21 protein-coding genes and 1 tRNA gene are annotated in these 24,330 nt (G+C 73.9%); 12 read left to right on the top strand and 10 right to left on the bottom strand.

Features of this window, described 5'->3' with window-relative positions:
• Positions 1-11: 11 nt before the first annotated feature.
• Together icmF and DMP15_RS20925 are read right to left on the bottom strand one after the other, a co-directional pair.
• Entirely contained in the window at positions 12-3,275 is a 3,264-nt protein-coding gene (gene icmF, locus DMP15_RS20930; RefSeq protein ID WP_073574036.1) for a fused isobutyryl-CoA mutase/GTPase IcmF, read from the bottom strand.
• A 113-nt stretch (positions 3,276-3,388) separates the two neighbouring features.
• Positions 3,389-3,694 carry a hypothetical protein gene (locus tag DMP15_RS20925; protein ID WP_073574035.1) on the bottom strand — a complete coding sequence of 102 codons (306 nt, stop codon included), beginning with the start codon at positions 3,692-3,694 and terminating at the stop codon, positions 3,389-3,391.
• Between the two features lie 76 nt (positions 3,695-3,770).
• Here DMP15_RS20925 and DMP15_RS20920 point away from each other — a divergent pair, with 76 nt between their 5' ends.
• The gene (locus tag DMP15_RS20920) at positions 3,771-4,640 is read left to right on the top strand and encodes a maleylpyruvate isomerase family mycothiol-dependent enzyme (protein WP_237453597.1); all 870 of its coding nucleotides are present in this window, start codon (positions 3,771-3,773) and stop codon (positions 4,638-4,640) included.
• 22 nt (positions 4,641-4,662) lie between these two features.
• On the opposite strand, the gene DMP15_RS20915 is transcribed toward DMP15_RS20920, so the two are convergent.
• Together DMP15_RS20915 and DMP15_RS20910 are read right to left on the bottom strand one after the other, a co-directional pair.
• Positions 4,663-6,384, bottom strand: a complete 1,722-nt coding sequence (locus tag DMP15_RS20915; protein WP_073574034.1) for an alkaline phosphatase D family protein — start codon at positions 6,382-6,384, stop codon at positions 4,663-4,665.
• Positions 6,385-6,427: 43 nt separating this feature from the next.
• Positions 6,428-7,390, bottom strand: coding sequence for an ROK family protein (locus DMP15_RS20910; protein ID WP_083658039.1), 963 nt, complete (start codon positions 7,388-7,390; stop codon positions 6,428-6,430).
• Positions 7,391-7,471: 81 nt separating this feature from the next.
• On the opposite strand from DMP15_RS20910, the gene DMP15_RS20905 reads away from it, so the two are divergent.
• Positions 7,472-8,602: a DoxX family protein gene (locus tag DMP15_RS20905; RefSeq protein WP_100880152.1), complete on the top strand. Its 1,131-nt coding sequence runs from the start codon at positions 7,472-7,474 to the stop codon at positions 8,600-8,602.
• A 73-nt stretch (positions 8,603-8,675) separates the two neighbouring features.
• On the opposite strand, the gene DMP15_RS20900 is transcribed toward DMP15_RS20905, so the two are convergent.
• Positions 8,676-9,872, bottom strand: a complete 1,197-nt coding sequence (locus DMP15_RS20900; RefSeq protein ID WP_073574032.1) for a hypothetical protein — start codon at positions 9,870-9,872, stop codon at positions 8,676-8,678.
• Positions 9,873-9,998: 126 nt separating this feature from the next.
• Between DMP15_RS20900 and DMP15_RS20895 the strand changes: the two genes are divergently transcribed.
• Genes DMP15_RS20895 through DMP15_RS20880 form a run of 4 tightly spaced genes read left to right on the top strand, consistent with a single transcriptional unit; the run spans position 9,999 to position 13,237 of the window.
• Entirely contained in the window at positions 9,999-11,189 is a 1,191-nt protein-coding gene (locus tag DMP15_RS20895; RefSeq protein WP_073574031.1) for a Tm-1-like ATP-binding domain-containing protein, read from the top strand.
• Positions 11,186-12,019 carry a phosphoenolpyruvate hydrolase family protein gene (locus tag DMP15_RS20890; RefSeq protein ID WP_073574030.1) on the top strand — a complete coding sequence of 278 codons (834 nt, stop codon included), beginning with the start codon at positions 11,186-11,188 and terminating at the stop codon, positions 12,017-12,019. Before DMP15_RS20895 ends, DMP15_RS20890 begins: the two co-directional genes overlap by 4 nt.
• Complete coding sequence (locus tag DMP15_RS20885; protein WP_337826337.1) at positions 12,019-12,774, top strand: hypothetical protein; 756 nt, start codon at positions 12,019-12,021, stop codon at positions 12,772-12,774. The genes DMP15_RS20890 and DMP15_RS20885 overlap by 1 nt, the downstream gene beginning before the upstream one ends.
• Positions 12,775-12,796: 22 nt before the next feature.
• Positions 12,797-13,237: an SRPBCC family protein gene (locus DMP15_RS20880; protein WP_073574028.1), complete on the top strand. Its 441-nt coding sequence runs from the start codon at positions 12,797-12,799 to the stop codon at positions 13,235-13,237.
• A 3-nt stretch (positions 13,238-13,240) separates the two neighbouring features.
• Here the strand turns inward: DMP15_RS20880 and DMP15_RS20875 are convergent, their stop codons facing one another.
• Together DMP15_RS20875 and DMP15_RS20870 are read right to left on the bottom strand one after the other, a co-directional pair.
• Positions 13,241-14,251 carry an alanine racemase gene (locus tag DMP15_RS20875; protein WP_073574027.1) on the bottom strand — a complete coding sequence of 337 codons (1,011 nt, stop codon included), beginning with the start codon at positions 14,249-14,251 and terminating at the stop codon, positions 13,241-13,243.
• Positions 14,233-15,543: a D-arabinono-1,4-lactone oxidase gene (locus DMP15_RS20870; protein ID WP_100880155.1), complete on the bottom strand. Its 1,311-nt coding sequence runs from the start codon at positions 15,541-15,543 to the stop codon at positions 14,233-14,235. Before DMP15_RS20870 ends, DMP15_RS20875 begins: the two co-directional genes overlap by 19 nt.
• A 120-nt stretch (positions 15,544-15,663) precedes the next feature.
• On the opposite strand from DMP15_RS20870, the gene DMP15_RS20865 reads away from it, so the two are divergent.
• The 3 genes from DMP15_RS20865 (at position 15,664) to DMP15_RS20855 (ending at position 17,819) form a co-directional block, all read left to right on the top strand.
• Entirely contained in the window at positions 15,664-16,200 is a 537-nt protein-coding gene (locus tag DMP15_RS20865) for a metal-dependent hydrolase (RefSeq protein ID WP_157818520.1), read from the top strand.
• A 76-nt stretch (positions 16,201-16,276) separates the two neighbouring features.
• A complete protein-coding gene (locus DMP15_RS20860) occupies positions 16,277-17,032 on the top strand; it encodes an SDR family oxidoreductase (RefSeq protein ID WP_100880156.1) in 756 nt (251 codons plus the stop codon).
• A gap of 85 nt (positions 17,033-17,117) precedes the next feature.
• Entirely contained in the window at positions 17,118-17,819 is a 702-nt protein-coding gene (locus tag DMP15_RS20855) for a TetR/AcrR family transcriptional regulator (protein WP_100880157.1), read from the top strand.
• Between the two features lie 14 nt (positions 17,820-17,833).
• On the opposite strand, the gene DMP15_RS20850 is transcribed toward DMP15_RS20855, so the two are convergent.
• The gene (locus DMP15_RS20850; RefSeq protein ID WP_100880158.1) at positions 17,834-18,703 is read right to left on the bottom strand and encodes an LLM class flavin-dependent oxidoreductase; all 870 of its coding nucleotides are present in this window, start codon (positions 18,701-18,703) and stop codon (positions 17,834-17,836) included.
• 96 nt (positions 18,704-18,799) lie between these two features.
• On the opposite strand from DMP15_RS20850, the gene DMP15_RS20845 reads away from it, so the two are divergent.
• Positions 18,800-18,874 (top strand) — tRNA-Ile (locus DMP15_RS20845).
• 257 nt (positions 18,875-19,131) lie between these two features.
• On the opposite strand, the gene DMP15_RS20840 is transcribed toward DMP15_RS20845, so the two are convergent.
• Positions 19,132-20,421 carry an SLC13 family permease gene (locus DMP15_RS20840; RefSeq protein WP_100880159.1) on the bottom strand — a complete coding sequence of 430 codons (1,290 nt, stop codon included), beginning with the start codon at positions 20,419-20,421 and terminating at the stop codon, positions 19,132-19,134.
• A gap of 73 nt (positions 20,422-20,494) precedes the next feature.
• Entirely contained in the window at positions 20,495-21,595 is a 1,101-nt protein-coding gene (locus tag DMP15_RS20835; RefSeq protein WP_100880160.1) for a PrpF domain-containing protein, read from the bottom strand.
• A 273-nt stretch (positions 21,596-21,868) separates the two neighbouring features.
• On the opposite strand from DMP15_RS20835, the gene DMP15_RS20830 reads away from it, so the two are divergent.
• Both DMP15_RS20830 and DMP15_RS20825 read left to right on the top strand, forming a co-directional pair.
• Positions 21,869-22,780 carry a LysR family transcriptional regulator gene (locus tag DMP15_RS20830; protein ID WP_100880161.1) on the top strand — a complete coding sequence of 304 codons (912 nt, stop codon included), beginning with the start codon at positions 21,869-21,871 and terminating at the stop codon, positions 22,778-22,780.
• Positions 22,781-22,866: 86 nt separating this feature from the next.
• Positions 22,867-23,649, top strand: a complete 783-nt coding sequence (locus DMP15_RS20825) for a phosphatase PAP2 family protein (RefSeq protein WP_083658036.1) — start codon at positions 22,867-22,869, stop codon at positions 23,647-23,649.
• Positions 23,650-24,330 lie beyond the last annotated feature (681 nt).

Below are 24,330 nucleotides of genomic sequence, written 5' to 3'. Positions count from 1 at the left end.
CCCGCCCGCCGTCACATGTTGCGCCGGTACTGTCCGCCGACCTCGAAGAACGCCGTCGTCAGCTGACCCAGCGAGCACACCCGCGCGGCCCGCATCAGCTCGTCGAACACGTTGCCGTCACCGGTCGCGACGTCCTGCAGCCGCCGCAGCGCCTGCTCGGCCTCGGTGCGATGCCGGGACTGGAAGTCCGCGAGCCGGTCGAGCTGGGACTGCTTCTCGGCCTCGGTGGCGCGGGCCAGCTCGATCTCCTGGTGCGCCTCGTCCGGGTCGGCCGGCTTGAGGAAGGTGTTGACGCCGACGATCGGCAGCTCACCGGTGTGCTTGCGGTGCTCGTAGAGCATCGACTCGTCCTGGATCCGGCCGCGCTGGTAGCCGGTCTCCATCGCGCCCAGCACGCCGCCGCGCTCGGCGATCGACTCGAACTCGCGCAGCACGGCCTCCTCGACCAGGTCGGTGAGCTCGTCGACGACGAACGAGCCCTGCAGCGGGTTCTCGTTCAGCGACAGACCCCACTCCTTGTTGATGATCATCTGGATGGCCATCGCGCGGCGCACCGACTCCTGCGTGGGCGTGGTGACCGCCTCGTCGTAGGCGTTGGTGTGCAGGGAGTTCGCGTTGTCGTAGAGCGCGCAGAGCGCCTGCAGCGTGGTGCGGATGTCGTTGAAGTTCATCTCCTGCGCGTGCAGGGACCGTCCCGAGGTCTGGACGTGGTACTTCAGCTTCTGGGAGCGCTCGTTGGCCCCGTAGCGCTCCTTCATCGCGACCGCCCAGATGCGGCGGGCGACCCGGCCGATCACCGTGTACTCGGCGTCCATGCCGTTGGAGAAGAAGAACGACAGGTTCGGCGCGAAGTCGTCGACGTCCATACCGCGCGCCAGGTAGCTCTCGACGAAGGTGAACCCGTTCGCGAGGGTGAAGGCGAGCTGGCTGATCGGGTTCGCCCCGGCCTCGGCGATGTGGTAACCGGAGATCGAGACGGAGTAGAAGTTGCGCACCTTGTGCGCGATGAACCACTCCTGGATGTCGGCCATCATCCGCAGCGAGAACTCGGTGGAGAAGATGCAGGTGTTCTGGCCCTGGTCCTCCTTGAGGATGTCGGCCTGCACCGTGCCCCGGACGTTCGCCAGCGCGTAGGCGACGAGCTCCTCGCGCTCACCCCCGTCGGGCTCGCGGCCCTGCTCGTCGCGGAACCGGTCGACCTGCTGGTCGATCGCGGCGTTGAGGAAGTAGGCGAGGATCGTCGGCGCCGGGCCGTTGATCGTCATCGACACGGAGGTCGTCGGCGAGCACAGGTCGAAGCCGTCGTAGAGGGCCTTGAGGTCGTCCAGGGTCGCGATCGAGACGCCCGAGGTGCCGACCTTGCCGTAGATGTCGGGGCGGGTGTCCGGGTCGTGGCCGTAGAGGGTGACCGAGTCGAACGCCGTGGACAGCCGCTTGGCGTCCGAGCTCTCCGACAGGTACTTGAACCGCCGGTTGGTGCGGAACGGGTCGCCCTCGCCGGCGAACATGCGGGCCGGGTCCTCACCCTCCCGCTTGAACGGGAACACCCCGGCGGTGAAGGGGTAGAAGCCGGGCAGGTTCTCCCGGCGCAGGAAGCGCAGCAGCGCGGCGTCGTCGTCGAACTTCGGCAGCGCGACCCGGCGCACCGGGTTGCCGGACAGCGTCTCGCGGGTCAGCTTCGTGCGGAACTCCTTGTCCCGCACGGTGTAGACGTACTCGTCGCCGGAGTAGTCCTCGACCCGCGACGGCCAGGACTCCAGTAGCTCGGCGGACTCGGCGGGGACCTTCTTCTCCGCGGCGCGCAGCGCCTCGTCGAGGTCGTCGCCGCCGACCAGCTCGGCGGCGGTGCGCAGGTGCTGCGCGGTGCGGACCGCCCGGGCGTGGGTCTCGGTGTCGGCGTGGTAGTCCCGCACCGCACCGGCGATGTCGGCGAGGTAGCGGACCCGCTCCGGCGGGATGACGGCCGCGTAGTCGCTGGAGGTCTTGGTGTCGACGCGGGGGAGACGTCCCTCGCCGACGGTCAGGCCGCCCTCGGCGAGCAGGTCGCGCAGGTGCTGGTAGAGCGCGGTGACGCCGTCGTCGTTGAAGGTGGCGGCCGAGGTGCCGTAGACCGGCATGTCCTCCCAGGTCGCGCCGAACTCCTCGCGGTTGCGGACGAGTTGGCGGCCGACGTCGCGGCGGGCGTCCTCGGCGCCACGGCGCTCGAACTTGTTGATCGCGACGACGTCGGCGAAGTCCAACATGTCGATCTTCTCGAGCTGGGAGGCGGCACCGAACTCCGGCGTCATCACGTACAGCGAGTGGTCGACGAACGGGACGATGCCCGCGTCGCCCTGGCCGATGCCGGGCGTCTCGACGACCACCAGGTCGAACCCGGCGGAGCGGAGCACCGCGATGGTGTCGCCGAGCCGCTCGGGCAGCGAGCCGCCGTCGTTGCCGCGGGTGGCGAGGCTGCGGAAGAACACCCGGTCACCGGACAGCGCGTTCATCCGGATGCGGTCGCCGAGCAGTGCGCCACCGCCCTTGCGTCGGGTCGGGTCCACCGCGAGCACCGCGATGCGGAGCTTGTCCTCCTGGTCGAGCCGGAACCGGCGGACCAGCTCGTCGGTCAACGAGGACTTGCCGGAGCCGCCGGTGCCGGTGATGCCGAGGACCGGCACCGGGCGCTCGGAGGCGGCGATGCGCTCGCGGACCTCGTCGGGCAGCGTCCCGGTCTCGGCCATCGTGAGCGCGCGGGCGAGGGTTGCGGTCTCGCCGGAGAACACCCCGTCTGCGAAGGCGGAGCCGACCGCGGACGCCGACGACGCGCCCTCGGCGGTCAGGTCGGTGTCGCACTCCCGGATCATGATGTTGATCATTCCGGGGAGGCCCAGGTGCTGGCCGTCCTCGGGGGAGAAGATGCGCGCGACACCGCGGGAGTGCAGCAGCTCGATCTCCTCGGGGACGATCACGCCGCCGCCCCCGCCGTAGACCCTGATGTGGCCGGCGCCGCGCTCGCGCAGCAGCTCGACCAGGTAGGAGAAGTACTCGACGTGCCCGCCCTGGTAGGACGAGATGGCGATGCCCTGCACGTCCTCCTGGATCGCGGCGGTCACGACCTCGTCGACCGAGCGGTTGTGGCCGAGGTGGATCACCTCGGCGCCCTGTCGCTGCAGGATCCGGCGCATGATGTTGATGGCGGCGTCGTGCCCGTCGAACAGGCTGGCCGCGGTCACGAAACGGACCGGGTGCGTGGGGACGTGCAGCTCGGCCTGTGCGTTCGTGTCCGTGCTCATCGGGGACGTTCCTCCCGCCGGGCGGACGGCGGTGTCCCGGCCGGTTTAGTTTGACATCCTAGTATCGGACGTACAAGGAACTCGGCGAGCGTCACAGGGGCCGTACGTGCGGATCAGGCCGCGTCGCGTGCCGCGGGCTCCCCGGTGGCCGGAGCAGGCTGCTCGCGGACCCGGCGGGCGTGCCGGCCGGTCGGCCAGGACGTCTCCGAGCCGATCGCGTCGGGCTCGTCCTCGTGCGCGACGAGGTCGTCGTCGGCGGGTAGAGGGGGGTCCACGACGTCGGACAGCGCGCGACGCGCCCGGGCGAGCTTGCGCGCCCGCCAGCGCTTCCCGGCCAGCCCGGCGACGAGCCCGAGGGTGGGCAGCAGGATCCCGGAGGCGATGACCAGCACCACGGAGTACGCGGGGAATGCGGCCACCAACAAGAAGGCCGTCAACGGCCAGTACAGCAGTGCCCGCCCCGCGCCCCGTCGCGTCCAGTCGCGATGAGGCGGCATGATCCTTACCTACCCGAACTCCGCGATCGTCATGCACGACTCGCCGCAACCCGCCCACATGTTCCGCGACCGGGGGTACGAATTCATGACCACGACACCGGACCGCACCGCGGTCGACCCGTACGCCGCCGTCCTCCTCGCGGAGAACGACCGGCTGGCCACCCTCCTGACGACGGCCGATCCGGCCACCCCGGTCCCGACCTGTCCGGGCTGGTCTCTGCTGCAGCTGCTCCGCCACGTCGGGCGCGGGCACCGGTGGGCGGCCCGGATGGTCGCCACCGGCGCCACCGAGGCCCTCGACCCCCGCGAGGTGCCCGGCGGGAAGCCGCCAGAGGGCGGCCCGGAGGTCGCGGCGCAGTGGCTGCGCGACGGTGCGACCGAGCTGCTCGACGCCGTCGTCGCGGCCGGGCCGACCGCGCCGGTGTGGACCTTCACCGGTCCGCAGCCCTCGGCGTGGTGGGTGCGGCGGCGGCTGCACGAGGCGACGGTGCACCGCGCCGACGCCGCCGTCGCACTCGGGGTTCCGTTCCCGATCGACCCGCAGGTCGCCGCCGACGGCGTCTCGGAGTGGCTGGGCCTGCTCGCCGCCCGCCCCGCCGCCGACGAGCCACCGCTCGCCGACGGCGCCACGCTGCACCTGCACTCCACCGACGACGTGCCGGACGCGGCGGGGGAGTGGATGGTGCGTGGCGCGGGCGGGCGCGTGGTCTGGGAGCACGGGCACGGCAAGGGCGACGCCGCCGTCCGAGGCACCGCCGCCGACCTGCTCCGGGGCGTCACCCGCCGCATCCCCGCCGACGACGACCGTCTCCAGGTCCTCGGCGACGCCGAGGTCTGGACGGGCTGGCTGGCCCGTACCGGGTACTGACGGGCCGTCGCCGCCGCCCCGGTCAGACCGCCGGGGTGGTCCCCCTCCGCTGCCGCGCCGCCAAGGGCGGGGCCTGCGGGGTCAGCACGACCTCGGCCGCGGTGTCGAGCACCGCGGCCGAGCGCGGCCGCTCGAACCGGCACGACGCCCGTCGTCCGTCGGTCTCCAGGGTCGCGACGAGGTTGCCGAACAGCGGACCGGTCGTCCGCTCCCAGGCCACGCCCGCGCCGCCGGTCCCGGTCCGGCGGGTCCAGCGGGTCGTCATCCTGCCCAGCAGACGCGACCAGGTGATCCGGAACATCACCCGCATCACCGCGGGGACCACGTTGTGCACCGGTGAGCAGGTCAGCTGGTGGACCCGGGTGCCCTCCGGACCGCGGCCCGGCCGGTCCCCGGGGGTGTGGGTGTGCACGTCGGCGACCGCGGCGTAGGAGTGGTGGACGTCGCCGGACAGCACCGACACCGTGGCCGGCGGGGCGTCCCCGGCGCGCGGGCGGCACGCCTCGCGGATCAGCTCGGCGAGCCGGGCGAAGGAGTGCCCGAACGCGGGCCAGTGCTCCAGGTCGGCCTCCTGGCGGGCCCACTCGGCGACGGCGGCGACCCGGCCGGACCCGTTTGCGCCCTTCTCGGTCGCGGCCTCCAGGTCGGAGATGACCTGGGGCATCAGCCAGGGCACCGAGGTGCCCAGGACGAGGTGGTCCATGTCGCCGGGGGCGAGCGCCTTCGCCGAGATCCAGTCGAACTCGGCGTCGGACACCATCCGGCGCGGTGTGGACTCGACGATCCGCCCGTTGCGGGAGTCGATGACGATCAGCCGCGTGCGGCCCAGCTCCCAGCAGAAGGAGAACCGCTCGTCCTTGTGGGTGTCGTCGCCGTCGCCGGTCTCGCGGTCCCACAGGGCGGCCCGCTCGGACAGCAGCGGCCAGACGTCGCCCTCCGCGGCCTGCACCTCCTGCCAGGTCCGGTCGGCGGCGAGCTCGCCGGGGGACAGGTTGCCCAGGTGCTGGTGGACCCAGTAGGAGGCCAGGCCGGAGCAGATGCGCTCGGACCACCAGGGCGTGCGGGCGATCTGCTCGCGCCAGGCGCCGGAGGTGTTCCAGTCGTCGCGGACGTCGTGGTCGTCGAAGATCATCGCGGTGGGGACGGTGGAGAGCATCCACCGCACCTCGGGGTCCGACCAGGTGTCGCGGTAGAGGCCCGAGTACTCGTCGAAGCCGACGATCTCGTCGTCGGGCCAGTCCGGGTGCCGCTCCCCCCGCCCGGCGATCCGCCGCCGGGTCTGTGGGGTGAGCTCGTCGGCGTAGACCTGGTCGCCGAGCAGCAGCAGCGTGGTCGGCCACGTCTCCGGGGGCAGCCCGGCCATCCGGCCGGCGTAGGCGTCGAGCGCGTCGAGGCCGTACTGCCGGGCCAGCTTCGGGTCGGCCGGCTTCACGTAGCGGCAGGAACCGAAGACGATCCGCTGGTGTGCGTCGGTGTCCGCGCCGCGCGTCGCGATCAGGCTCGGCGGGAACGGCGAGTGCGGGAGCGGCCAGACCTGCTCGCCGTCGAGGTGGACCTCGTAGGCGGTGCGGGTGCCCGGGGTCAGCCCGGTCACCTGCACCAGGGCGAAGTGGTGGCCGGCCACCTCGAAGGTCGCGGCGTCGCAGCCGAGTACCGAGACGCGGCACGGGTCGGAGGTCTGCACCCAGACCAGTGCGCTGGTCTCGTCGACGTGCCGCAGCACCGGTCCGAGCAGGAGTGTCACCCGTCCGAGCGTAGTCGTGTCCCGAACCGGTCGCGGAGCGAGATCACGTCTCCTCGAGGGCCAGCAGCCCCGCGCCGATCTTCCCGGCGTCGCCCTTGTAGGTGGCGGGCAGCACCGGCGGGATCGGACGGACCTCGGGCGGGCCGTAGTGGAACTCCCGGGCCGCCCGGCGCGCCGGCTCGAGCAGGAGCTCGCCCGCGTCGACCAGGCCGCCGCCGATCAGCACGACCTCGAACTCGAAGATCGCGTTGATGCTGGCGATGCCGATCCCCAGCGACCGCCCGAGCCGCTGGAACAGCGACGCCGCCGTGCTGTCGCCCGCCATCGCAGCCATCGTCACGTGCTGGCCGGTGACCTCGCCCCCGGCCTCCGCGGCCAGGGTCGCGATCATGCCCCGCGGGTCGTGCAGGGCGGCGCTGCGGCCCATCCGGGTCAGCGCGGTCCCCGACGCGACCGCCTCCAGGCAGCCGTAGTTGCCGCAGCCGCACTGCGGGCCGTCCGGGTTGACGTTCATGTGCCCGACCTCGGCACCGAGCCCGTGCGGGCCGCGGTAGATCTTCCCGTCGAGCACGATCCCCGCCCCGACGCCGGTGCCGACGGTCAGCAGCACCATGTGGTCGTTGCGGGTCCCGCCGAGCCGGGCCTCGGCCAGACCGGCGACGTTGCCGTCGTTGTCGACGACCACCGGCAGCCCGCACGCGGACTCCAGCAGGCCGCGGACGTCCCAGTTCTCGTAGTTGTTGTTGGGTGCCCAGCGGATCCGGCCGACCGGCCACTCCACGGTCCCCGCGGCACCGACGCCGATCGCGGACACGTCCGCCCCCTCGGCGTCGCCGCGCAGCTCCTCGACCATCTCCCGCAACAGGGTGGTCATCGTGTCCGCATCGGACGTGTCCGGGGTGTTGCGCCGCAGCTCGGCGTGGACCGTGCCATCCTCGCCCACGATCGCTCCGGCGACCTTCGTTCCTCCGATGTCGAGCCCGATGGCCCGCCGTCCGTTCGTCACCCGGGCATGATTGCCATCCCACGGCGGTGACGCCACACCCACCCCGGGTTTGCGGACGGACGAGCCGGGGAAAGGTGCCCCATGCCAGTCTTGCGACGTGTAGCCCGACCCGCCCTCGCGGCCGTGTTCATCTACGGCGGAATCAACGAGCTGCGGAACGCCGACGCGTTGACTCCCGCCGCACAGCCCGTCCTCGACCAGGCCGCCCCGGCCATCGACAAGGTCGTGGAGAACGCCCCGCTGGACCGTCGCCCGGACAACGAGACGCTGATCAAGGTCGACGCCGGGGTCAAGATCGTGGCAGGCTCGCTGCTCGCGCTGGGCAAGTTCCCCCGCCTGTCGGCCACCGCGCTGGCCGCCTCGCTCGTCCCGACCACGCTGGCCGGGCACCCCTTCTGGGAGGAGACCGACCAGCAGAAGCGCGCCGACCAGCAGATCCACTTCCTGAAGAACGTCGGCCTGCTCGGCGGGCTGCTCATCGCGGCCGCCGACACCCACGGCAAGCCGTCGCACGCCTACCGGACGCGCCAGGCCGCCGGGCGGGCCCAGGCCCGGCTGTCCGGCTCCGGTTCCGACACCGGTGCCCAGCTCGCCGCGGGACTGGCCGGCGCGGGCACCTCGATCGCCGCGGCCGCCGCGGGCAGCCGGGAGAAGCTGACCGGGGCCGTCGAGGAGTACGGCCCGGTCGTGCGCGAGCGCGCCACCGAGTGGGGCGGCAAGGCCTCCGAGCAGGCCGCGCACCTGTCCGAGGTCGCCTCGGACAAGGCGTCCACCTGGTCCGAGCAGCTCTCGGCCGCCGCCGAGCGCACCTCGAAGGCCGCCCAGAAGCAGGCCGCGGCCGCCGAGAAGCGCGGCGCCAAGCTGGCGAAGGCGGCCGAGAAGCGCGGTGCTCAGCTCGAGAAGGTCGTGGACAAGAAGGGCGCCCGGTACCGCAAGGCCGCCGGGCGCACCGGTGACAGGTGGGTGCGCGAGGCCGAGAAGCGCCGCGTCCGCTGGGAGAAGCAGGCCCGCAAGGCCGCCGCCCGCGCGGAGAAGCGCGCCCCCGAGTACGCCGACCGCTTCTCCACCCTGGTCACCCAGGCCCAGTCGCAGGCCGCGAAGCTGGGCTCGGACCTGGCCGACCGCGCGTCGGTGGCCGGTGCCGAGGCCGCCAAGCAGGCCAAGGCGTCGGCGAAGGACGCGCGCAAGCGCGCCAAGGCCGTCGCCCGCTGACCCACCGCGACACCCGTCCACGGCCCTCCCGTCCGGCTCCGCGCCGGACGGGGGGGCCGTGACGTGTCCGGGGTCAGACCGGGCGCAGCACCTGCAGCTCGCCCGAGTCGAGCGACCGCACCTCGACGACGACCCGGCCGTCCCACACCGGGGAGCGCAGCGCGTTCGCCATCCGCGTGAACAGCGCCTGGCTGCGTGCGTTGGCCGCCGCCTGGTCGGCGATCAGGTTCGGCATCATCCCGCCGGAGCGCTTGCGCACGGTCTGCGGGAGCGTCGACAGCGTGGTCAGCAGCCGGTGCAGCCGCGCGACGTCAGCGGCCCGGCCCGCGAGGTCGCTCTCGACCAGGGGCCGCAGCGCGGTCAGCGGCCGGTTCGGGGCGCGCAGCAGGTGGTCGGCCGCGGTGAGCAGGATGCGCCGGGCGTCCAGGACGAGTGCCTGGTAGGCGCCGTGCACCGCGGCCGGGAACCCGGTCCAGCCGAGCTTGCCGACCTCACCGAGCGCGTCGCGCAGCGCCAGGCCGGGCGTGCCCGACGGGTCCGCCCCGGCGACGACCCGCTCCCAGCCCGCGATCCAGGCGTGCGTCTGGTGGCGCAGGACCGACAGGTTCGCGACGGCCGTCTCGAGCCCGCGCGACGGGGAGCCGCTGCCGGTCGCGTCGCCGTCGACGACGAGCGAGCCGCGTTCGAGCAGCTCGGTCTGGGCCTCGCGCAGCGACTCCTCGGCCGCGCGGAGCCGCGAGTCCAGCCGCATCACGCACGCCGGGGCCAGCTGGTCGACCGCGGCGGTCAGCTCGTCGAGCACCCGGGTCTGGGTGCCCGTCGCGGCGATCTCGGCCGCCGTGGTCAGGGTGAGCAGGCCCAGCCCGGCGCCGTGCCGGTCACCGGGTGCGGTGGGTGCGACCGGTACCAGCGCCGACGACCCGGGGGCCGCCGCGGCCGTCTCGCCGCCGGCCAGGCGCAGCAGCGGCTCGGCGCCGAACGCCTCGGGCAGCGCGAGCCGGAAGGTGAGCCCGGCGGCGGGTGCGCGGCCGGCGTCGGGCGCGAGCCGCCGAGCCAGCTCGCTCGACGCCGACAGCGTCGCCCAGGTGCGGTCGTCGTCGACGGCCGGCGTGGGGGTCCAGCTCAGCAGCAGTGCCGGGCCGGGGGGAGGGGCGCCGTTGCGGAGGGGACGCGGGCCACCGTTGCGGTCGGGGGCGCCGGTCTCCGTTCCGCCGGGCCGCCCGTCGAGCGGGAGCACGATGCCTCGCGGGTCGTCCGGTTGACCGAGCATGTCTCTCCAACGACGTCACGGGCCCCGAGGTCACGAGCCCGGCGGAAGGGGGCGTGTCCATGGTGCCCTGCGCCGTCCGGGCTCCGGCTCTCGCCCCGGGTGCCCGGGTCCGGGTAGAACTCCTGTGTGGGGACCGCATACGTGATCGGCACGTTCGACACCAAGGGCGCCGAGCTGGCCTGGGTGGCCGAGCTGATGGCCGCCGACGGCGCCGACGTGCGCCGGGTGGACGTGTCCACCTCCGGTGCGGCGTGCCCCGGTCCGGACGTCACCGCGGCCGAGGTCGCCGCCTGCCACCCCGGTGGCGCCGAGGCGGTGTTCACCGGCGAGCGCGGCAGCGCGGTGGGGGCGATGGCGCAGGCGCTGCGGGCCTTCCTCGCCGGCCGCGACGACGTCGGCGGCGTCCTCGGGCTCGGCGGCTCGGGCGGGACCGCGCTGGTCACCCCGGCGATGCGCGACCTCCCGGTCGGGGTGCCCACACTGATGGTCTCCACGGTCGCCTCCGGCGACACCGCGCCCTACGTGGGGGCGAGCGACGTCGCGATGCTGAACGCCGTCACCGACGTCGCGGGCCTCAACCGCATCTCGCGACGGGTACTGGGCAACGCCGCGCACATGCTGGCCGCCGCCGTCACCGCCCCGCCGCCGGAGACCGGTGCCGACCTGCCCGCCGTCGGGCTGACCATGTTCGGGGTGACCACGCCGCTGGTCACCGCGGTCCGCGAACGGCTCGGCGACGACGTCGACGCCCTGGTCTTCCACGCCACCGGCTCGGGCGGGCCGTCGATGGAGAAGCTCGTCGACTCCGGCCTGGTCGACTCGGTGCTGGACCTGACCACCACCGAGGTCGCGGACCTGCTCGTCGGCGGGGTGATGGCCTGCGGCCCCGACCGGCTCGACGCGATCGCCCGCACCGCGGTGCCGTGGGTCGGCTCCTGCGGCGCCCTGGACATGGTCAACTTCGGCGCACGCGCGACCGTCCCGGAACGCTTCGCCGGCCGCCTGTTCCACGAGCACAACGCGAACGTCACCCTGATGCGCACCACCGTCGACGAGAACCGGGAGATCGGGGCCTGGCTGGCGGCGAAGCTGAACGCGCTGACCGGGCCGTGGCGGTTCCTGCTCCCGCTGGGCGGGGTGTCCGCACTGGACGCGCCGGGCGCGGCGTTCCACGATCCCGAGGCCGACGCGGCGCTGTTCGCCGCGATCGAGGCCGGTGTGGACTCCCCGGACGGTGTCCGGCGGGTCGCGCACCACGTCAACGACCCGGAGTTCGCCGACGCGGTGCTCTCGGCCTGGCAGGAGGTACGGCGATGAGGCGGTTCAGCCGCGCGGAGCTGATGGAGCGGTTCGGCGGGATGGCCGCCCGCGGCGAGCCGATCGTCGGCGGCGGCGCGGGCACCGGGCTGTCGGCCAAGTGCGAGGAGGCCGGCGGGATCGACCTCATCGTCATCTACAACTCCGGGCGCTACCGGATGGCGGGCCGCGGCTCGCTCGCCGGGCTGCTGGCCTACGGCAACGCCAACGACATCGTCGTCGAGATGGCGGCCGAGGTGCTGCCGGTGGTCCGCCGCACCCCGGTGCTGGCCGGGGTCAACGGCACCGACCCGTTCCTGTTCACCGACCGCTTCCTCGACGAGCTGTCCTCGCTCGGCTTCGCCGGCATCCAGAACTTCCCGACCGTCGGGCTGATCGACGGCACCTTCCGGGCCAACCTGGAGGAGACCGGGATGGGCTACGCGCTGGAGGTCGACCTCGTCGCCGCTGCGCGGGCCAAGGACATGCTCACCACGCCGTACGTCTTCTCCGCCGACGACGCCCGCGCCATGGCCCGGGCCGGCGCCGACATCGTGGTGTGCCACATGGGGCTCACCACCGGCGGCGCGATCGGGGCGGGCACCGCGAAGACCCTCGACGACTGCGTCGCGCTCGTCGACGAGTGGGCGCAGGCGGCGCTGGAGGTCCGCGACGACGTGCTCGTGCTCGTCCACGGCGGGCCGGTCGCGATGCCCGAGGACGCCGCGCACGTGCTCCGCACGGCGAAGGTCTGCCACGGCTTCTACGGGGCCTCGTCGATGGAGCGGCTGCCGACCGAGACCGCGCTGACCGAGCAGACGCGCGCCTTCAAGAACGTGCTGGAGCGGTGATGGCGCGCGGGATGGACGCTCCGCCGCCCGGCGGGGACTGGCGGCGACGGACGGCGGTGCGCGGGGGCAGGGTGTCGCACGCACTCGCCGCGCACGGGTGGCTGGGGCTCCTGCTGGCCGGGGCGGCCCTCGGTGTGCTGATCGGGGTGATCGTCGGCATCACGCAGGTGGGGCAGTACCCGGCCGACGAACTGCTCGGCCGGACGCTGGGCTACGCGATCGCCTCGGCGGTGTTCTGCGCGGTCCCGGCGGTGCTGTTCGTCGGGCTGCCCGCCCAGGCGCTGGCCCGCTCCTACCTGCGCTCCGCGAGCCCCGCCGAGCGCGAGGCCATGCGACGGGCCGCCGGGAACGCCCCCGCCTCCGTGCCCGACGGCCTCGTCGCGGGGTCGCGCTGGGCCCGCGCCTACTCCGGCTGCGTCGGCTCGGTGACCGCCTTCCACGGCGTCGTGCGCACGGTGCCCGACGGCCCGGCGAAGGACTGGCTGCACGACATCGGCCGCAACCTCGACGCCGAGCTCGCCGAGGCCCTGCGCACCGCGCGGATGGGGGAGAGCCTGGAGGGCGCGGGCCAGGGCAGCGAGGTGGCCCGCACCGTGGGCGCCCGCCTCGAGGTCGCCCGCACCGCCTTCCACGACACCGCGGAGCTGGCCGCGTCGATCGCGCTGGACCTGCGGGTCGACAGCGGCTTCGACGACGTCCGCAGCCAGCTCGACCAGCTCGCGGCGCAGGCCCCCCACCTGCGCCGGCAGTCCTGACACTCCCGAGGAGGAGTCCCCGATGCCCCGTCCCTACTCCAGTGCCGTGATCACGGCACCGCTGGCCGAGGTGTGGCCGCACGTCCGCGACTTCGGTGGCCTGCACCGCTGGCACCCGGCGATCGCGACCTGCGAGCTGATCCGCGGCGCCTCCGGCAGCGAGATCGGCGCGCAGCGACGCCTGACCCTCGCCGACGGCGGCGGCACCGTCGTCGAGGAGCTGACCGCACTCGACGAGCGCGGCCACGCCCTCACCTACGAGATCCTCGAGTCGCCGTTCCCGGTGCGCCGCTACGTCTCCACCGTGCGGCTGGCCCCGGTCACCGCGGTCGGGCACACCTTCGGCGAGTGGTGGACCGAGTTCGACGCCGACGGCACCGACGAGGGCGACCTCGCGGGCCTGTTCGCGAACGGCGTGTTCGGTGCGGGCCTGGCGGCGCTGGGGGAGAGGTTCGGCCGGTAGGCCTCACCAGCCGCGCAGGTCGACCGCCCAGGTCTCCAGCACCTCGTCGCCGTCGACGAGGTGCATCCGCTCGTGCAGCGCGACGGTCGGGTCGACGTGCGCCGGCACGACCCGCACCCGGTCACCGGTGCGCGGCGGGGCGTCGGCGGCGAACACCAGGTGCTCGTCGGAGCAGAACCACACGTTCCCACCGGGCACCGTGGGGTTGCCGTGGTCCATGCCGAACGCCTTGAGGCCCGCGTCGGCGACCGCCCAGCCGGGCATGTCGCCGTCGGGTGCGGTCGTCGAGACCACGGTGGACAGCACCGTCAGCGCCTGGCGGAACGGCAGCCCGGCGGCGGTGTAGGCGGTGTCCATCAGGGCGTAGGACCCGGCCTGGATCTCGGTGCAGGCGGTGTTCATCGCGTGCGTGCCGGTGCCGCCGCCGGAGACCACCTCGCCGCCGACGTCGGCGTGCGCGGCCAGCAGCCGGTCGGTGCACTCGGTGGTGAGCCGGGCGCGTTCGGCTGCGTCGTCGAGCATCTGCAGGTGGCCCTCGTAGCCCATCACGCCGCGCACGACGAGCCCGGCTGCGCGGGCGGCGTCGGCGAGCGCCCCGGCCCGCGCGGGCGCGATGCCGCAGCGGGGCAGGCCGACGTTGACGTCGATGAGCACCTCGCGGACGCCGCCGTCCACGGCGGCCCGCAACGTCTGCTCCGAGTCGATCGCGACGGTGACCCGCGCGCCCGACCCGACGACGGCGCCGAGCCGGCGGGCGTCGAGCACCTCGTTGGCGAGCAGAAGGTCCGCGCCCAGCCCGGCCGCCGCCATGCCCTCCACCTCCCGCACGGTGGCGCAGGTGAACCCGGTGTGGCCGTGGGCGGCCTGCCGCCGGGCCAGCTCGGTCGTCTTGTGCGCCTTGACGTGCGGGCGCAGCCGCGGGCCGGGCAGCAGCGCGGCCATGTCGGCGAGGTTCGCCTCCAGCGCGGCGGCGTCGACGAGCAGCGCGGGTGTGGTCAGGTCGTCGACGTGCACGGCACTCCCAGGACCCGGTCGAGGTAGGGGTTGCGGAACCGGCCCGCCGGGTCGAGCCGGTCACGTGCGGCGACGAACGCGTCGAACCGCGGGTAGCGGGGCCGCAGCTGATCCGCGGTGCGGGTGTGCAGCTTGCCCCAGTGCGGCCGTCCGTCCAGTGCGGACAGCACCGACTCGACGGCGCCGAAGTACGCCTCGTGCGGGCGTCCCGAGTGGACGTGCACGGCGAGGTAGGCGGTGTCCCGTCCGTACGCGGTGGACAGCGCGATGTCGTCGCCGCGCAGGATCCGCACCTCGACCGGGAACGCGACGTCGTGGGCGTGCCGCGCGGCGGCGGCCCGCAGCCCGTCGAACGCCTCGGACAGCGCGGCCCGCGGCACGGCGTACTCCATCTCCAGGAACCGGACATGGCGCGGGCTGCAGAACACCGCGTACGACGGGGCCACGTACTCCCCGGCGGCCATCTGCCCGGCCATGACCCGGTTGAGCCGCGGGACCAGCGGTGGGGCGAGCGCGGCGACGCGCTGGACGAGCCCGAACGCGCCGTTGCCGAGCACCTCGTCGTCGACCAGCGCGGCGACCCGGCCGCGCCCGGGCGAGCGCCGTTCCGTCCGGTCGTTCGTCTTGAGCACCGCGGTCGTGGTGTGCGGGAACCAGTAGAACTCGACGTGGTCGTGGCCGGCGGCGAGGTCGTCGAGGCCGTCGAGGACCTCGGCGAGCGGGCGCGCGGACTCGCGGGCGTGCAGGTGGAACGCGGGCACGGTCGCCAGCGTCACCTCGACCAGGACACCGAGCGCCCCGAGCCCCACCCGCGCCAGGTCGAACAGGTCGGGGTGGGCGGCCGGGCCCAGCTCGTGGAGCTCCCCGAGCCCGTCGACCAGGCGCAGCCCGCGCACCCCGTCGGCGATGCCGAGGTACCCGGCGCCGGTGCCGTGGGTGCCGGTGGAGATCGCGCCGGCGACGGTCTGGGCCTCGATGTCGCCGAGGTTGGGCAGGGCGCGGCCGTGGGCCCACAGCCACCGGTTCAGCGTGTGCAGGGTGATCCCGGCCGGGACGGTGACGAGCCCGCCGTCGAGCCGGATCGCGGCGGGGTCGGCGGGGACGGTGAGGGCGACGCCGTCGGGCACGCCGATGCCGGTGAAGGAGTGGCCGCTGCCGAGCGGGCGGATCCGCAGGTCCCTCCTGGCGGCGTCGCGCACCGCCCGGACGACGTCGTCGGCGTCGCGGGCGTGGACCGTCCTGATCGGACGGGTGCGCTGGTTGCCCGCCCAGTTGCGCCACCGGTCCGTCACGCTGCGAGCCTGCGCGGCCCGGCGGGCACGGTCAAGACCGGCACGCGTGTCGGCGGCCCGGCGTCACGGTGTCGCGCGGTTACCCTCCGTGTTCGTTCGGAAGGGGTTGGGGTCACGATGATGGGGCGTACGCACGCGTTGTCGGGCGCGGTGCTGGGGCTCGCGGTCTGTTCGGCGGTCCCGCCGCCCCCGGTACTGGTGCCGGTGGTCGTGGTGGTGTGCGCGCTGGCGGCCTTCGCGCCCGACCTCGACCACCCGTCGAGCGTTGCCGCGCGGTCGCTGCCACCGGTCACCTGGCTCCTGTGCCGGGCGATCCGGTGGCTGTCCCGGGTGACGACCGGGGTCTCGCACCGTGGCCTGTCGCACTCGCCGGTCTTCGCGGCCGCGGTCGGGCTGCTGGCGTGGTGGGGGACCGGTTTCCTGCTGTCCGGGGAGACGGCGGTCTGGACCGGTGTCGCGGCCGGCGCGGGCTGCTGGGTCGGGGCGATCGGCGACGAGCTGACCTCGAACGGCAACCGGTTCGCCTTCTGGCCGCTGGAGGGGATCCGCTGGCCGCGGGCGCTGCGGTTCCGCACGGGTGGGACGGGGGAGCACGTCGTCGTCGGGCTGCTGGCGGTCACGGGGGTCGCGCTGATCACCGGCACCTGGGCGTTCTGAGCGGCCCCGGTCGACATCGCTCTGTATGACTGATACACAGGAATATACAAGCGATACATTCGATCTGGGAGGACGCATGACCACGCAGTCGTTGCAGGGCCGGAACGTGCTCGTCGCCGCGGGCGGCAAGAACCTCGGTGGCCTCATCAGCCGCCAGGCCGCCGAGGCGGGGGCGAACGTCGCGATCCACTACAACTCCGCGTCCTCGCGCGCCGAGGCCGAGGAGACGCTGAAGGCGGTCGAGGCGGCGGGTCGCGAAGGGGTGCTCCTGCAGGGCGACCTGACCGTCCCGGCGCAGGTCGAGCAGCTCTTCGCCGACGCGACGGGGTCGCTCGGGCCGATCGACGTCGCCGTCAACGCCGTCGGCAAGGTGCTCCGCAAGCCGATCGTGGACACCACGGAGGCCGAGTACGACGCGATGTTCGACATCAACTCCAAGGCCGCGTACTTCTTCATCAAGGAGGCGGGCCGCAGTCTCGCCGACAACGGCGCGATCATCACCGTCGTCACGTCGTTGCTGGCGGCCTTCACCGACGGCTACTCCACCTACGCCGGCGGCAAGGCCCCGGTCGAGCACTTCACCCGTGCGGCCGCCAAGGAGTTCGCGGACCGCGGCATCTCGGTGAACAACGTCGCTCCCGGCCCGATGGACACGCCGTTCTTCTACCCGCAGGAGACTCCGGAGCGGGTCGAGTTCCACAAGTCGATGGCCATGGGCGGGCGGCTCACCGAGATCGAGGACATCGCGCCGATCGTGCGCTTCCTCGCGACCGAGGGGCGCTGGATCACCGGCCAGACGATCTTCGCCAACGGCGGCTACACCACGCGCTGAGGGTGATCCGGTGGGCGCCGGGGGAGGGCGGTGGCCGGCCCACGGTCCGCGCCCCGGCCCCGGCCGGGCGTCCTACAGTGGGCCCGTGGCAGATCAACCGGCCGAGGTCGGGACCCGGGACCGGCTCCTGCGTGCGGCCGCCGACCTCATCGCGGCGTCGCCGGGGGAGACCGTCCCGCTGCGGGCCATCTGCGACGCCGCCGGCGTCCGCCTCCCCACGCTGTACCACTTCTTCGGTAGCAAGGAGGGCCTGCTCGACGCCGTGGTCGAGCACGGGTTCGAGCAGTACCTGTCCGCGAAGCGGGCCCAGGAGTCCAGCGGTGACCCGATCCAGGACATCCGCGACGGGTGGGACGCCCACGTCGAGTTCGGCCTCGCCAACCCGGGCTTCTACGCCCTGATGTACGGGCAGGTCACCCCCGGGCGGCGGCCGTCCGCCCAGGACGGAACCGCCGCCGCCCTGCTCGGCCTGACCCGGGAGGCCGACCGCCGGGGCCGGCTCACCGTGCGCCCGGAACGCGCCGCGGCCCACGTCCTCGCCGCCAACGTCGGCGTCACCCTGCGGCAGATCATCACCGCGCGCCCGGACCCCGGGCTGTCGGCCGACATGCGCGAGGCCACCCTCGCCGCGATCACCGGTGGGCATGCGGAGCACGCACCCGGCGGGCCGGGGGTCGGCGACGCCGCGGCCGCCCTGCTCGCGCTGCCCGACGACAACGACGTCCTCGGGGCGCCGGAGACGGTGCTGCTCAAGAAGTGGCTGGCCGAGCTCGCGCGACGGGGGTGAGCGGTCGCCACGACCTACCGGTGCGGCCGCACCACCGGCCGCGGTCGCATCGCGGGCGTGGGCTCGTCGGTGTCGACCTCCTCGACGACCGAGGGCCCGTGCGCCGGCCCCGCCACCCCGAGGAACGGCCGCACGAAGCGCGCGGCCCGCTCCATCACCTCGTCGTGCACGTCGGCGCGCACGGTCGACGGCTGAGCCTGCACGACGATCTCGCCCGCCCACGGCAGGGCGGGGTCGGCCAGCAGGTCGTCGATGATCCGGCCGGTCGAGTGGCCCGCCGGCAGCGGCCGGGACAGCGCGACGCGCGGGACCCCGCGGGCGTAGGTCCAGTACCGGGCCAGCTCGGACACGACGTCGCCGTCCGACGACGGCGGCCTGCCCGACAGCACACCCACCCCGCGGGCCGCGGCGGCGTCCACGGACGACGGCGTCGCCGTCGCCCACCACACCCGTTGCGCGGCGAGCGCGGGCGGCAGCATCTCCAGCAGGACGTCCAGCGCGGCGACGGTGTCACGGTGCCGGTCGTCGTGGTGACGCCCGAAGCGTCGCGCCGCGTCGGGGTCGGCACCCGCGCCGATGCCGAGCTCCAGGCGCCCGCCGGAGAGCGCGTCCAGCACGCCGGCGTCCTCGGCGAGCCGGCGCGGGTCCTCCAGCGGCAACGCGACGACGGCCGTCCCCAGTCGGATCAGCCGGGTGCGTTCGGCGACCGCGGCCAGCAGGACCAGCGGCGACGGCAGCCGCCCACCGAGATGCCCGTCGTGGTGCTGGGCCACCCAGAACGAGTCGTACCCGAGCTCCTCGGCCCGCTCCGCCAACCGGATCGTCTCGCGGTAGGCGCGTGACGGATCGTCACCGGTGACGTGCGTGAGGTAACCGAGCCGCATGGCGTCGCAGCCTAGGCCGGGTCCCCTGCGGCCCTGGCGGAGGACCGGGGTGACGCGGGTGCGGGGTGTCCCGGCTCCGGTACTCTCCGGCTCGCCGCGGCGGTAGCTCAATTGGTCAGAGCAGCGGACTCATAACCCGTCAGGTTGCCGGTTCGAGCCCGGCCCGCCGCACAGAGGTGCAGCTCAGAGGCCGGTGCTGTTGCCCCGTTGCGGCGGCCTTCGACGATCGACACCGATGGACATCCGTCGGACGTCAGCCGGGCGCGGACGGCGTGGTCGTCGTCGGCGGGCAGGCAGCCCCGGCCCCGGGACGCCGTGTGCCGGCACCCGCGGGGAGCGGGTACCGGCACACGGAGGTCGGTCAGGGACGCCCCGGTCGCGTGGGTGGGGTCCCGTCCCGACGTCGTCGGGGGTCCTGGCCTGCGGGGTCAGAACACCCCGGGCAGGACCAGGACCGCCCACGCGGCGAGCGGGCCGAGGGCCACGATTCCGCAGGTGTAGGTGATGACCTGGCGGTAGAAGCGGGTGCGGTCGACACCCCGGGCGTTGGCCAGCACCAGGGCGCCGTTGGTGGAGAACGGCGACACGTCGACGATCGTGGTGGAGATGGCCATCGCCGCGATCACGCCCGCCGCGGGCAGCGACCCGGTCAGCAGCAGCGGGATCGCCATCGGGATCACCGCGGTCAGGATCGCCGTCGAGGACGCGAAAGCCGAGGTGATGCCGACGACCAGGCACAGGACCAGGGCCACCAGCAGCGGGGCGCCCAGGTGCACGGCACCCTCGGAGACCCACTCGATCGTCCCCGCGTGCTCCAGTACACCGACGTAGGTGACCATGCCCGCAACCAGCAGGATCGTCGGCCAGCTGATGCCGTCGATCGCCTTGCCGAGGTTGTCGCGGTCCATCAGGGCCAGCACGGCACCGGCGGCCAGGGCCAGGAAGCCGATCTGCAGGTGGAAGGCCAGGGCGCCGACGACGAGGCCGACCAGCGCGACGAGCGTGGCGCGCTGCTGCCAGGTCACGACGCGGGGCTGCGTGCGGACCATCGTCGCCACACCGCCGCCCCCGGTGGGGAGCTCGTCGGCGGCGGGCTCGGGCCGCTCGACGAAGCTCTCCTCGCCACGACGGCGCAGCAGCAGGTAGGTGATGCCGCCGAGCAGGGCGTTGAACGCGAGGCTGGCGAAGAACAGCACGGCCTGGGACACGGCGAGGCCGGAGTCGGCGACGATCCCGAAGACCAGCGCCCCGGAGACGGCCATCGGAGAGAACGCCCCGGCGTGCGCGCCGCAGATGACCATCATGCCGATCATCAGCGGGCTGATGCGGTACCTGAACGCGAAGTTCATGCCGACCGGGACGAGCAGCGCGACGGCGGCCGGGGTGAAGGTGCCGAGTGCGGTGAGCACCGCGGCGACGGCGAACAGCACCCAGGGCACCTGGATCGCGCGGCCCCGCACCAGGCGGATCCCGGCGTCGACGAGCAGGTCGATGGTGCCGTTCAGCTTCGCCACGGAGAACAGGTACGTGACACCCACGACCGTGATGAACAGCGAGACCGGGAAGCCCTCGAAGATCTCCTTCTCGTCGAGGCCGAGGGCGAACGTCCCGACCACGAACGAGGCGACGAAGGCGAGGATCCCGATGTTGATCGGCAGCATCGTCGCGACGACGAACATGCCGGCCAGGACCAGGATGGAGAGAAGTTGCGGAGACATCGTTGTCCTTCGTGGCTCGGAGCGGTCCGGGTGTGGGCGGGATCCGGCCGGTGGTGCCGGTCCCGGGGCGGTGTCAGGCGGCGTGCACCGCGGCGGTCGAGACGGTGGCGGCGGGCGCGGGCTCCGGCAGGGCCAGGAGCGCGTCCGCGATCCGGCGCGCGGTGCGGCGGACCGCGACCGCGGGCAGACCGTCACGGCAGCCGTACACGGTGGCGATCACGCCGGCCGGGGTGTCGATCAGCAGGTCCTCCCGCTCCGTCGCGACGAGGTCGTGCAGGACGGTACCGGCGGTGCGGGTCGCAAGGGTGAGCGCGATGCTGCCGGTCACGGCGAGTGCCGGGTGGGTGCGCCCCATCGACAGCATGCGGACGGCCACGTCGGACCGGCCCGGCGCGCCCTCGGCGACCAGCGCCAGCTTGGGGACGGCGCGGGCGGCGTCGCGCGGGGTGTCGGCCAGGCCCATGCGGACGGCCGCGGCCCGGCGGAGCACGTCCAGCCGGTCCAGCAGGCCCGGCAGCGCGTCGATCTCGGCGGGCGACTCGTGCCCGGTGATCCCGACGGCCGCCGCCGGGACGACGACGACCGGGGCGCCGGCGTCGACGAGGGTGACCGGCACGCCGTGCACGACGTCGGCCGGGTTCCCGCTGGGCAGCAGCGACCCGGTCGTGCGACCGGCCGGGTCGACGAACCACATGCGGATGCCGACGCCGGGGGTCGGGACCCCGGGGATGTGCTCGTGGCCCTCCTCGACGACGCGCCCGCCGGGGGTCGGCACCTCCAGCACGATCAGCTGGCCGGTGTTGGTGTTGTGGACGCGGACCTCGGTGACGTCCCCGGTGGGGACGACCCACCCGCGGCGCAGCGCCCACGGCCCGACGACCGCGGAGCAGTTCCCGCAGTTGCTGGTCCGGTCCACCCGGCCGTCGGCGATGCCGACCTGGGCGAAGGTGTAGTCGACGTCCGCGCCGGGGCGGGTGCTGCGGGAGAGGATGACGGCCTTGCTGGTGGTGGACGTCGCGCCGCCGACGCCGTCGATCTGGCGCGGGTCCGGGCTGCCGTAGAGCCGGAGCAGCACCTCGTCCGCGGTGCGGCCGTCGACCCGGAGGTCGTCGGCGGCGAAGACCCAGCACTTGCTGGTCCCACCGCGCATCCACGTGGCGGAGATGTCTCGCATGGCTGCTCCCGGAGTTACGGCGCGGCCGCCGGAGGTCGGCGACGTCGTCGACGGTGACGCCGACCGACGTGCAGCACAATCACGAGTTGTGGCACCCTCGTGAAGTCCTGCTTCATGCTGGTGACGGCCGGAACGGAGCGACAGACCGGCATCAGATCGAGACCGTCCAGCTCCGCTGTGTGAAGCAGAACTGCACGACCCCCAGTACAACGCCGATTCACCGACCCCTCGTCATCGGTCGCTTCGAGCGGCCGACCGGCCCCCGGAGGCCCCGTGCTCGACGTCCGACGGCTCGCGCTGCTCGCCGCGGTGCTCGACTCCGGCTCCATGACCGCGGCCGCCGAACAGCTCGGCTACTCACCGTCGGCGGTGTCGCAGCAGCTGCGCCGCCTGGAGAAGGAGGCCGGCCAGCCGCTGCTGCAGCGCCAGGCCCGCGGGGTGCTCCCCACCGAGGCCGGCGCGGTGCTCGCCGGGCACGCCCGGCACGTGCTGCGCCGCCTCGAGGCCGCCGAGGCGGACCTCGCCGAGCTGGCCGGGCTGCGCCGCGGGACGCTCGCGATCGGTACGTTCCCGACGATCGCGAGCGCGCTGATGCCGCGGGTCGTCAGCCGCTTCCGCCGCCAGTACCCCGACATCCGGCTCGACGTCCGCAGCGCCCGCCACGACGAGCTCATCGCGATGCTGGAGAGCGGCCGGGTCGGGATCTCGCTGCTCTGGGACTACGCCTGGGACCGGGTCGACCCGGGGCAGTTCTCGCTCACCCCGCTGCTCGACGACCCGACCGTCCTCGTCGTCGCCGACGACCACCGCCTCGCCCGCCGCCGCAGCGTCACCATGCCCGAGCTTGCCGACGAGGACTGGATCGTCCGCGCGCACGACCACCCGGTGGCCGAGGTGCTGGAACGCAGCTGCCGGGCCGCCGGGTTCTCACCGCGCATCGCCTTCGAGGCGAACGACTACCAGGAGGCGCAGGCGATGGTCAGCGTCGGCGTCGGAGTGGCGCTGGCCCCGCGGACGGCGGTCAGTGCACCCCGCCCCGACGTGCGGGTGCTCGGCCTCGGACGGGAGGCGCCGTCGCGGCGGGTGCTGCTGGCGCACCGGCCGGACCGGCTGCGGGCGCCGGCGGAGCTGGCGATGCACCAGATGCTGGTCGACGTCGCGCGGGAGTACCAGACGCAGCCGTGAGCCCGGACGGTCGCGTCCGGTGTCCCCGTACGTCCCGGGCCGGCGCTCTCAGCGCCGCCACAGCACCGGCGCGGGACAGTTGCGCGGTGAACACCGCCGATGCACAGCAGGCCGCGGGACTCGTCCTGACACTCGGATGGCTGCTCGTCGCGGCCGTCCTGTTCGCCCACCGGGTGGGCCTGGTGACGTCGGGCCCGCTGATCGGTCGCGACGTCCGTGTCCCCGGCCCGGTGCTGTGGGGGTCGGGTGCGGCGGTGGCGTTCTACATGGCGCAGGCCGTCGTCGTCGACGCGGTGGAGGACGCCCCGAACCGCATCGTCGCCGGGGCCGACCGGCCGGTGCTGGACTGGATGGTCGCCCACCGCACCCCGGACCTGACGTCGCTGATGGAGGCGGTCAGCCGCTACGGGGGGACGAACGGGACGCTGCTGCTCGCGGCGGCGGCCGTCGCCGTCCTGCTGGTGATGCGTCGCTGGTGGGACGCAGTGGCCGTCGCCGTCGCGACCGGCGGCGTGGCGGTGCTGGTGCCGACCTTCAAGGACGTCTACGGCCGCACCCGACCACCGGTGGCGACCCAGCTGGTCGTCGAGCCCGACCTGTCGCTGCCCTCCGGCCACGCCCTCGGGGCGATCGTGGTCATCGGGATCGTCGCCGTGGTCCTGGGGCGCGCGGTGCGGTCCCCCGGATGGCGGGTCGTGGTCGGCGCCGTCGCCGCCGCCGCGATCCTCACGATCAGCCTCAGCCGGCTCTACCTGGGGGTGCACTGGGTCACCGACGTCGCGACCAGCTGGACGCTCGGCGGAGCCTGGCTCGCGGTCGTCGTCACGGGTCTGATGTGGGTGACCGGACGGGGCTCCGAACGACCCTGACCTGCAGATCCTCGTCGACGAGGTGAGCGGCCGACTCACTGCCGGGTACCGACGCGCTCCCTGCCGCCCGGGTCCCCGGTAGAGGGTTCCGGGCCGACGCCACCGGGCCCGGGCCTTTCGGCCCTTCGCCTCCCCGCCGGCCCCGAGCACCATGGAGGCATCGGGGGGATGCCGTCCACCCGCCGCTGGGGAGCAGGCGGGTGGACGAGGGCCGGGGCCGGCCACGCTCAGGGAGAGTGGCCGGCCCCGGTGTTCCCCTGAGCGCCGGGGGAACGGCTCTCTCCGATTCCGAGATTGCAGCACGGCGTGAGGTATGTGTTCCGTGCAAGCCGGTCGCGACGATTCTCCGGCGACATTTCTCCGGGACGGATCGGCACCACCACGGACGACACGTCCGGTGCTGACGTCGCACTCGACGCGCACCTGGGGTGGACGCTGTACCGGGTGCTCGACGGGCTGCGGTTCCCCGGTGCCGCGCCGGCGCGTCCTCGCGCAGGCCGACGCCTGAGGGTCGGCGGCAGCCTCCGTCTCTGGCTGACCGACCTCCCCGAGGGCAGCTACGCCGGCGTCCACACCGTCGTCGCGGAGATCCGTCGGAGCCGGCGGACCTCGACGTCGGTGGTGGCCGGACCGCAGGCGTCCCGACGGCTCAGCCCGGCGCCACCGTCCGTCGCCGGACGC

It is taken from the genome of Pseudonocardia sp. UM4_GMWB1 (assembly GCF_017312155.1).
GTDB classification, from domain to species: domain Bacteria; phylum Actinomycetota; class Actinomycetes; order Mycobacteriales; family Pseudonocardiaceae; genus Pseudonocardia; species Pseudonocardia alni.
Note: the sequence above shows the minus strand (reverse complement) of the source record. Positions and strands in the feature narration are given on the sequence as shown.

Excerpts from the sequence above, each read along its gene's own strand:
- DMP15_RS20860 (WP_100880156.1), top strand. The coding sequence starts at position 16,277 with ATGACCACGCAGTCGTTGCAGGGCCGGAACGTGCTCGTCGCCGCGGGC.
- icmF (WP_073574036.1), bottom strand. The coding sequence starts at position 3,275 with ATGAGCACGGACACGAACGCACAGGCCGAGCTGCACGTCCCCACGCAC.
- DMP15_RS20900 (WP_073574032.1), bottom strand. The coding sequence starts at position 9,872 with ATGCTCGGTCAACCGGACGACCCGCGAGGCATCGTGCTCCCGCTCGAC.
- DMP15_RS20840 (WP_100880159.1), bottom strand. The coding sequence starts at position 20,421 with ATGTCTCCGCAACTTCTCTCCATCCTGGTCCTGGCCGGCATGTTCGTC.
- DMP15_RS20865 (WP_157818520.1), top strand. The coding sequence starts at position 15,664 with ATGGGGCGTACGCACGCGTTGTCGGGCGCGGTGCTGGGGCTCGCGGTC.
- DMP15_RS20835 (WP_100880160.1), bottom strand. The coding sequence starts at position 21,595 with ATGCGAGACATCTCCGCCACGTGGATGCGCGGTGGGACCAGCAAGTGC.
- DMP15_RS20850 (WP_100880158.1), bottom strand. The coding sequence starts at position 18,703 with ATGCGGCTCGGTTACCTCACGCACGTCACCGGTGACGATCCGTCACGC.
- DMP15_RS20890 (WP_073574030.1), top strand. The coding sequence starts at position 11,186 with ATGAGGCGGTTCAGCCGCGCGGAGCTGATGGAGCGGTTCGGCGGGATG.
- DMP15_RS20885 (WP_337826337.1), top strand. The coding sequence starts at position 12,019 with ATGGCGCGCGGGATGGACGCTCCGCCGCCCGGCGGGGACTGGCGGCGA.
- DMP15_RS20880 (WP_073574028.1), top strand. The coding sequence starts at position 12,797 with ATGCCCCGTCCCTACTCCAGTGCCGTGATCACGGCACCGCTGGCCGAG.
- DMP15_RS20920 (WP_237453597.1), top strand. The coding sequence starts at position 3,771 with ATGATCCTTACCTACCCGAACTCCGCGATCGTCATGCACGACTCGCCG.
- DMP15_RS20905 (WP_100880152.1), top strand. The coding sequence starts at position 7,472 with ATGCCAGTCTTGCGACGTGTAGCCCGACCCGCCCTCGCGGCCGTGTTC.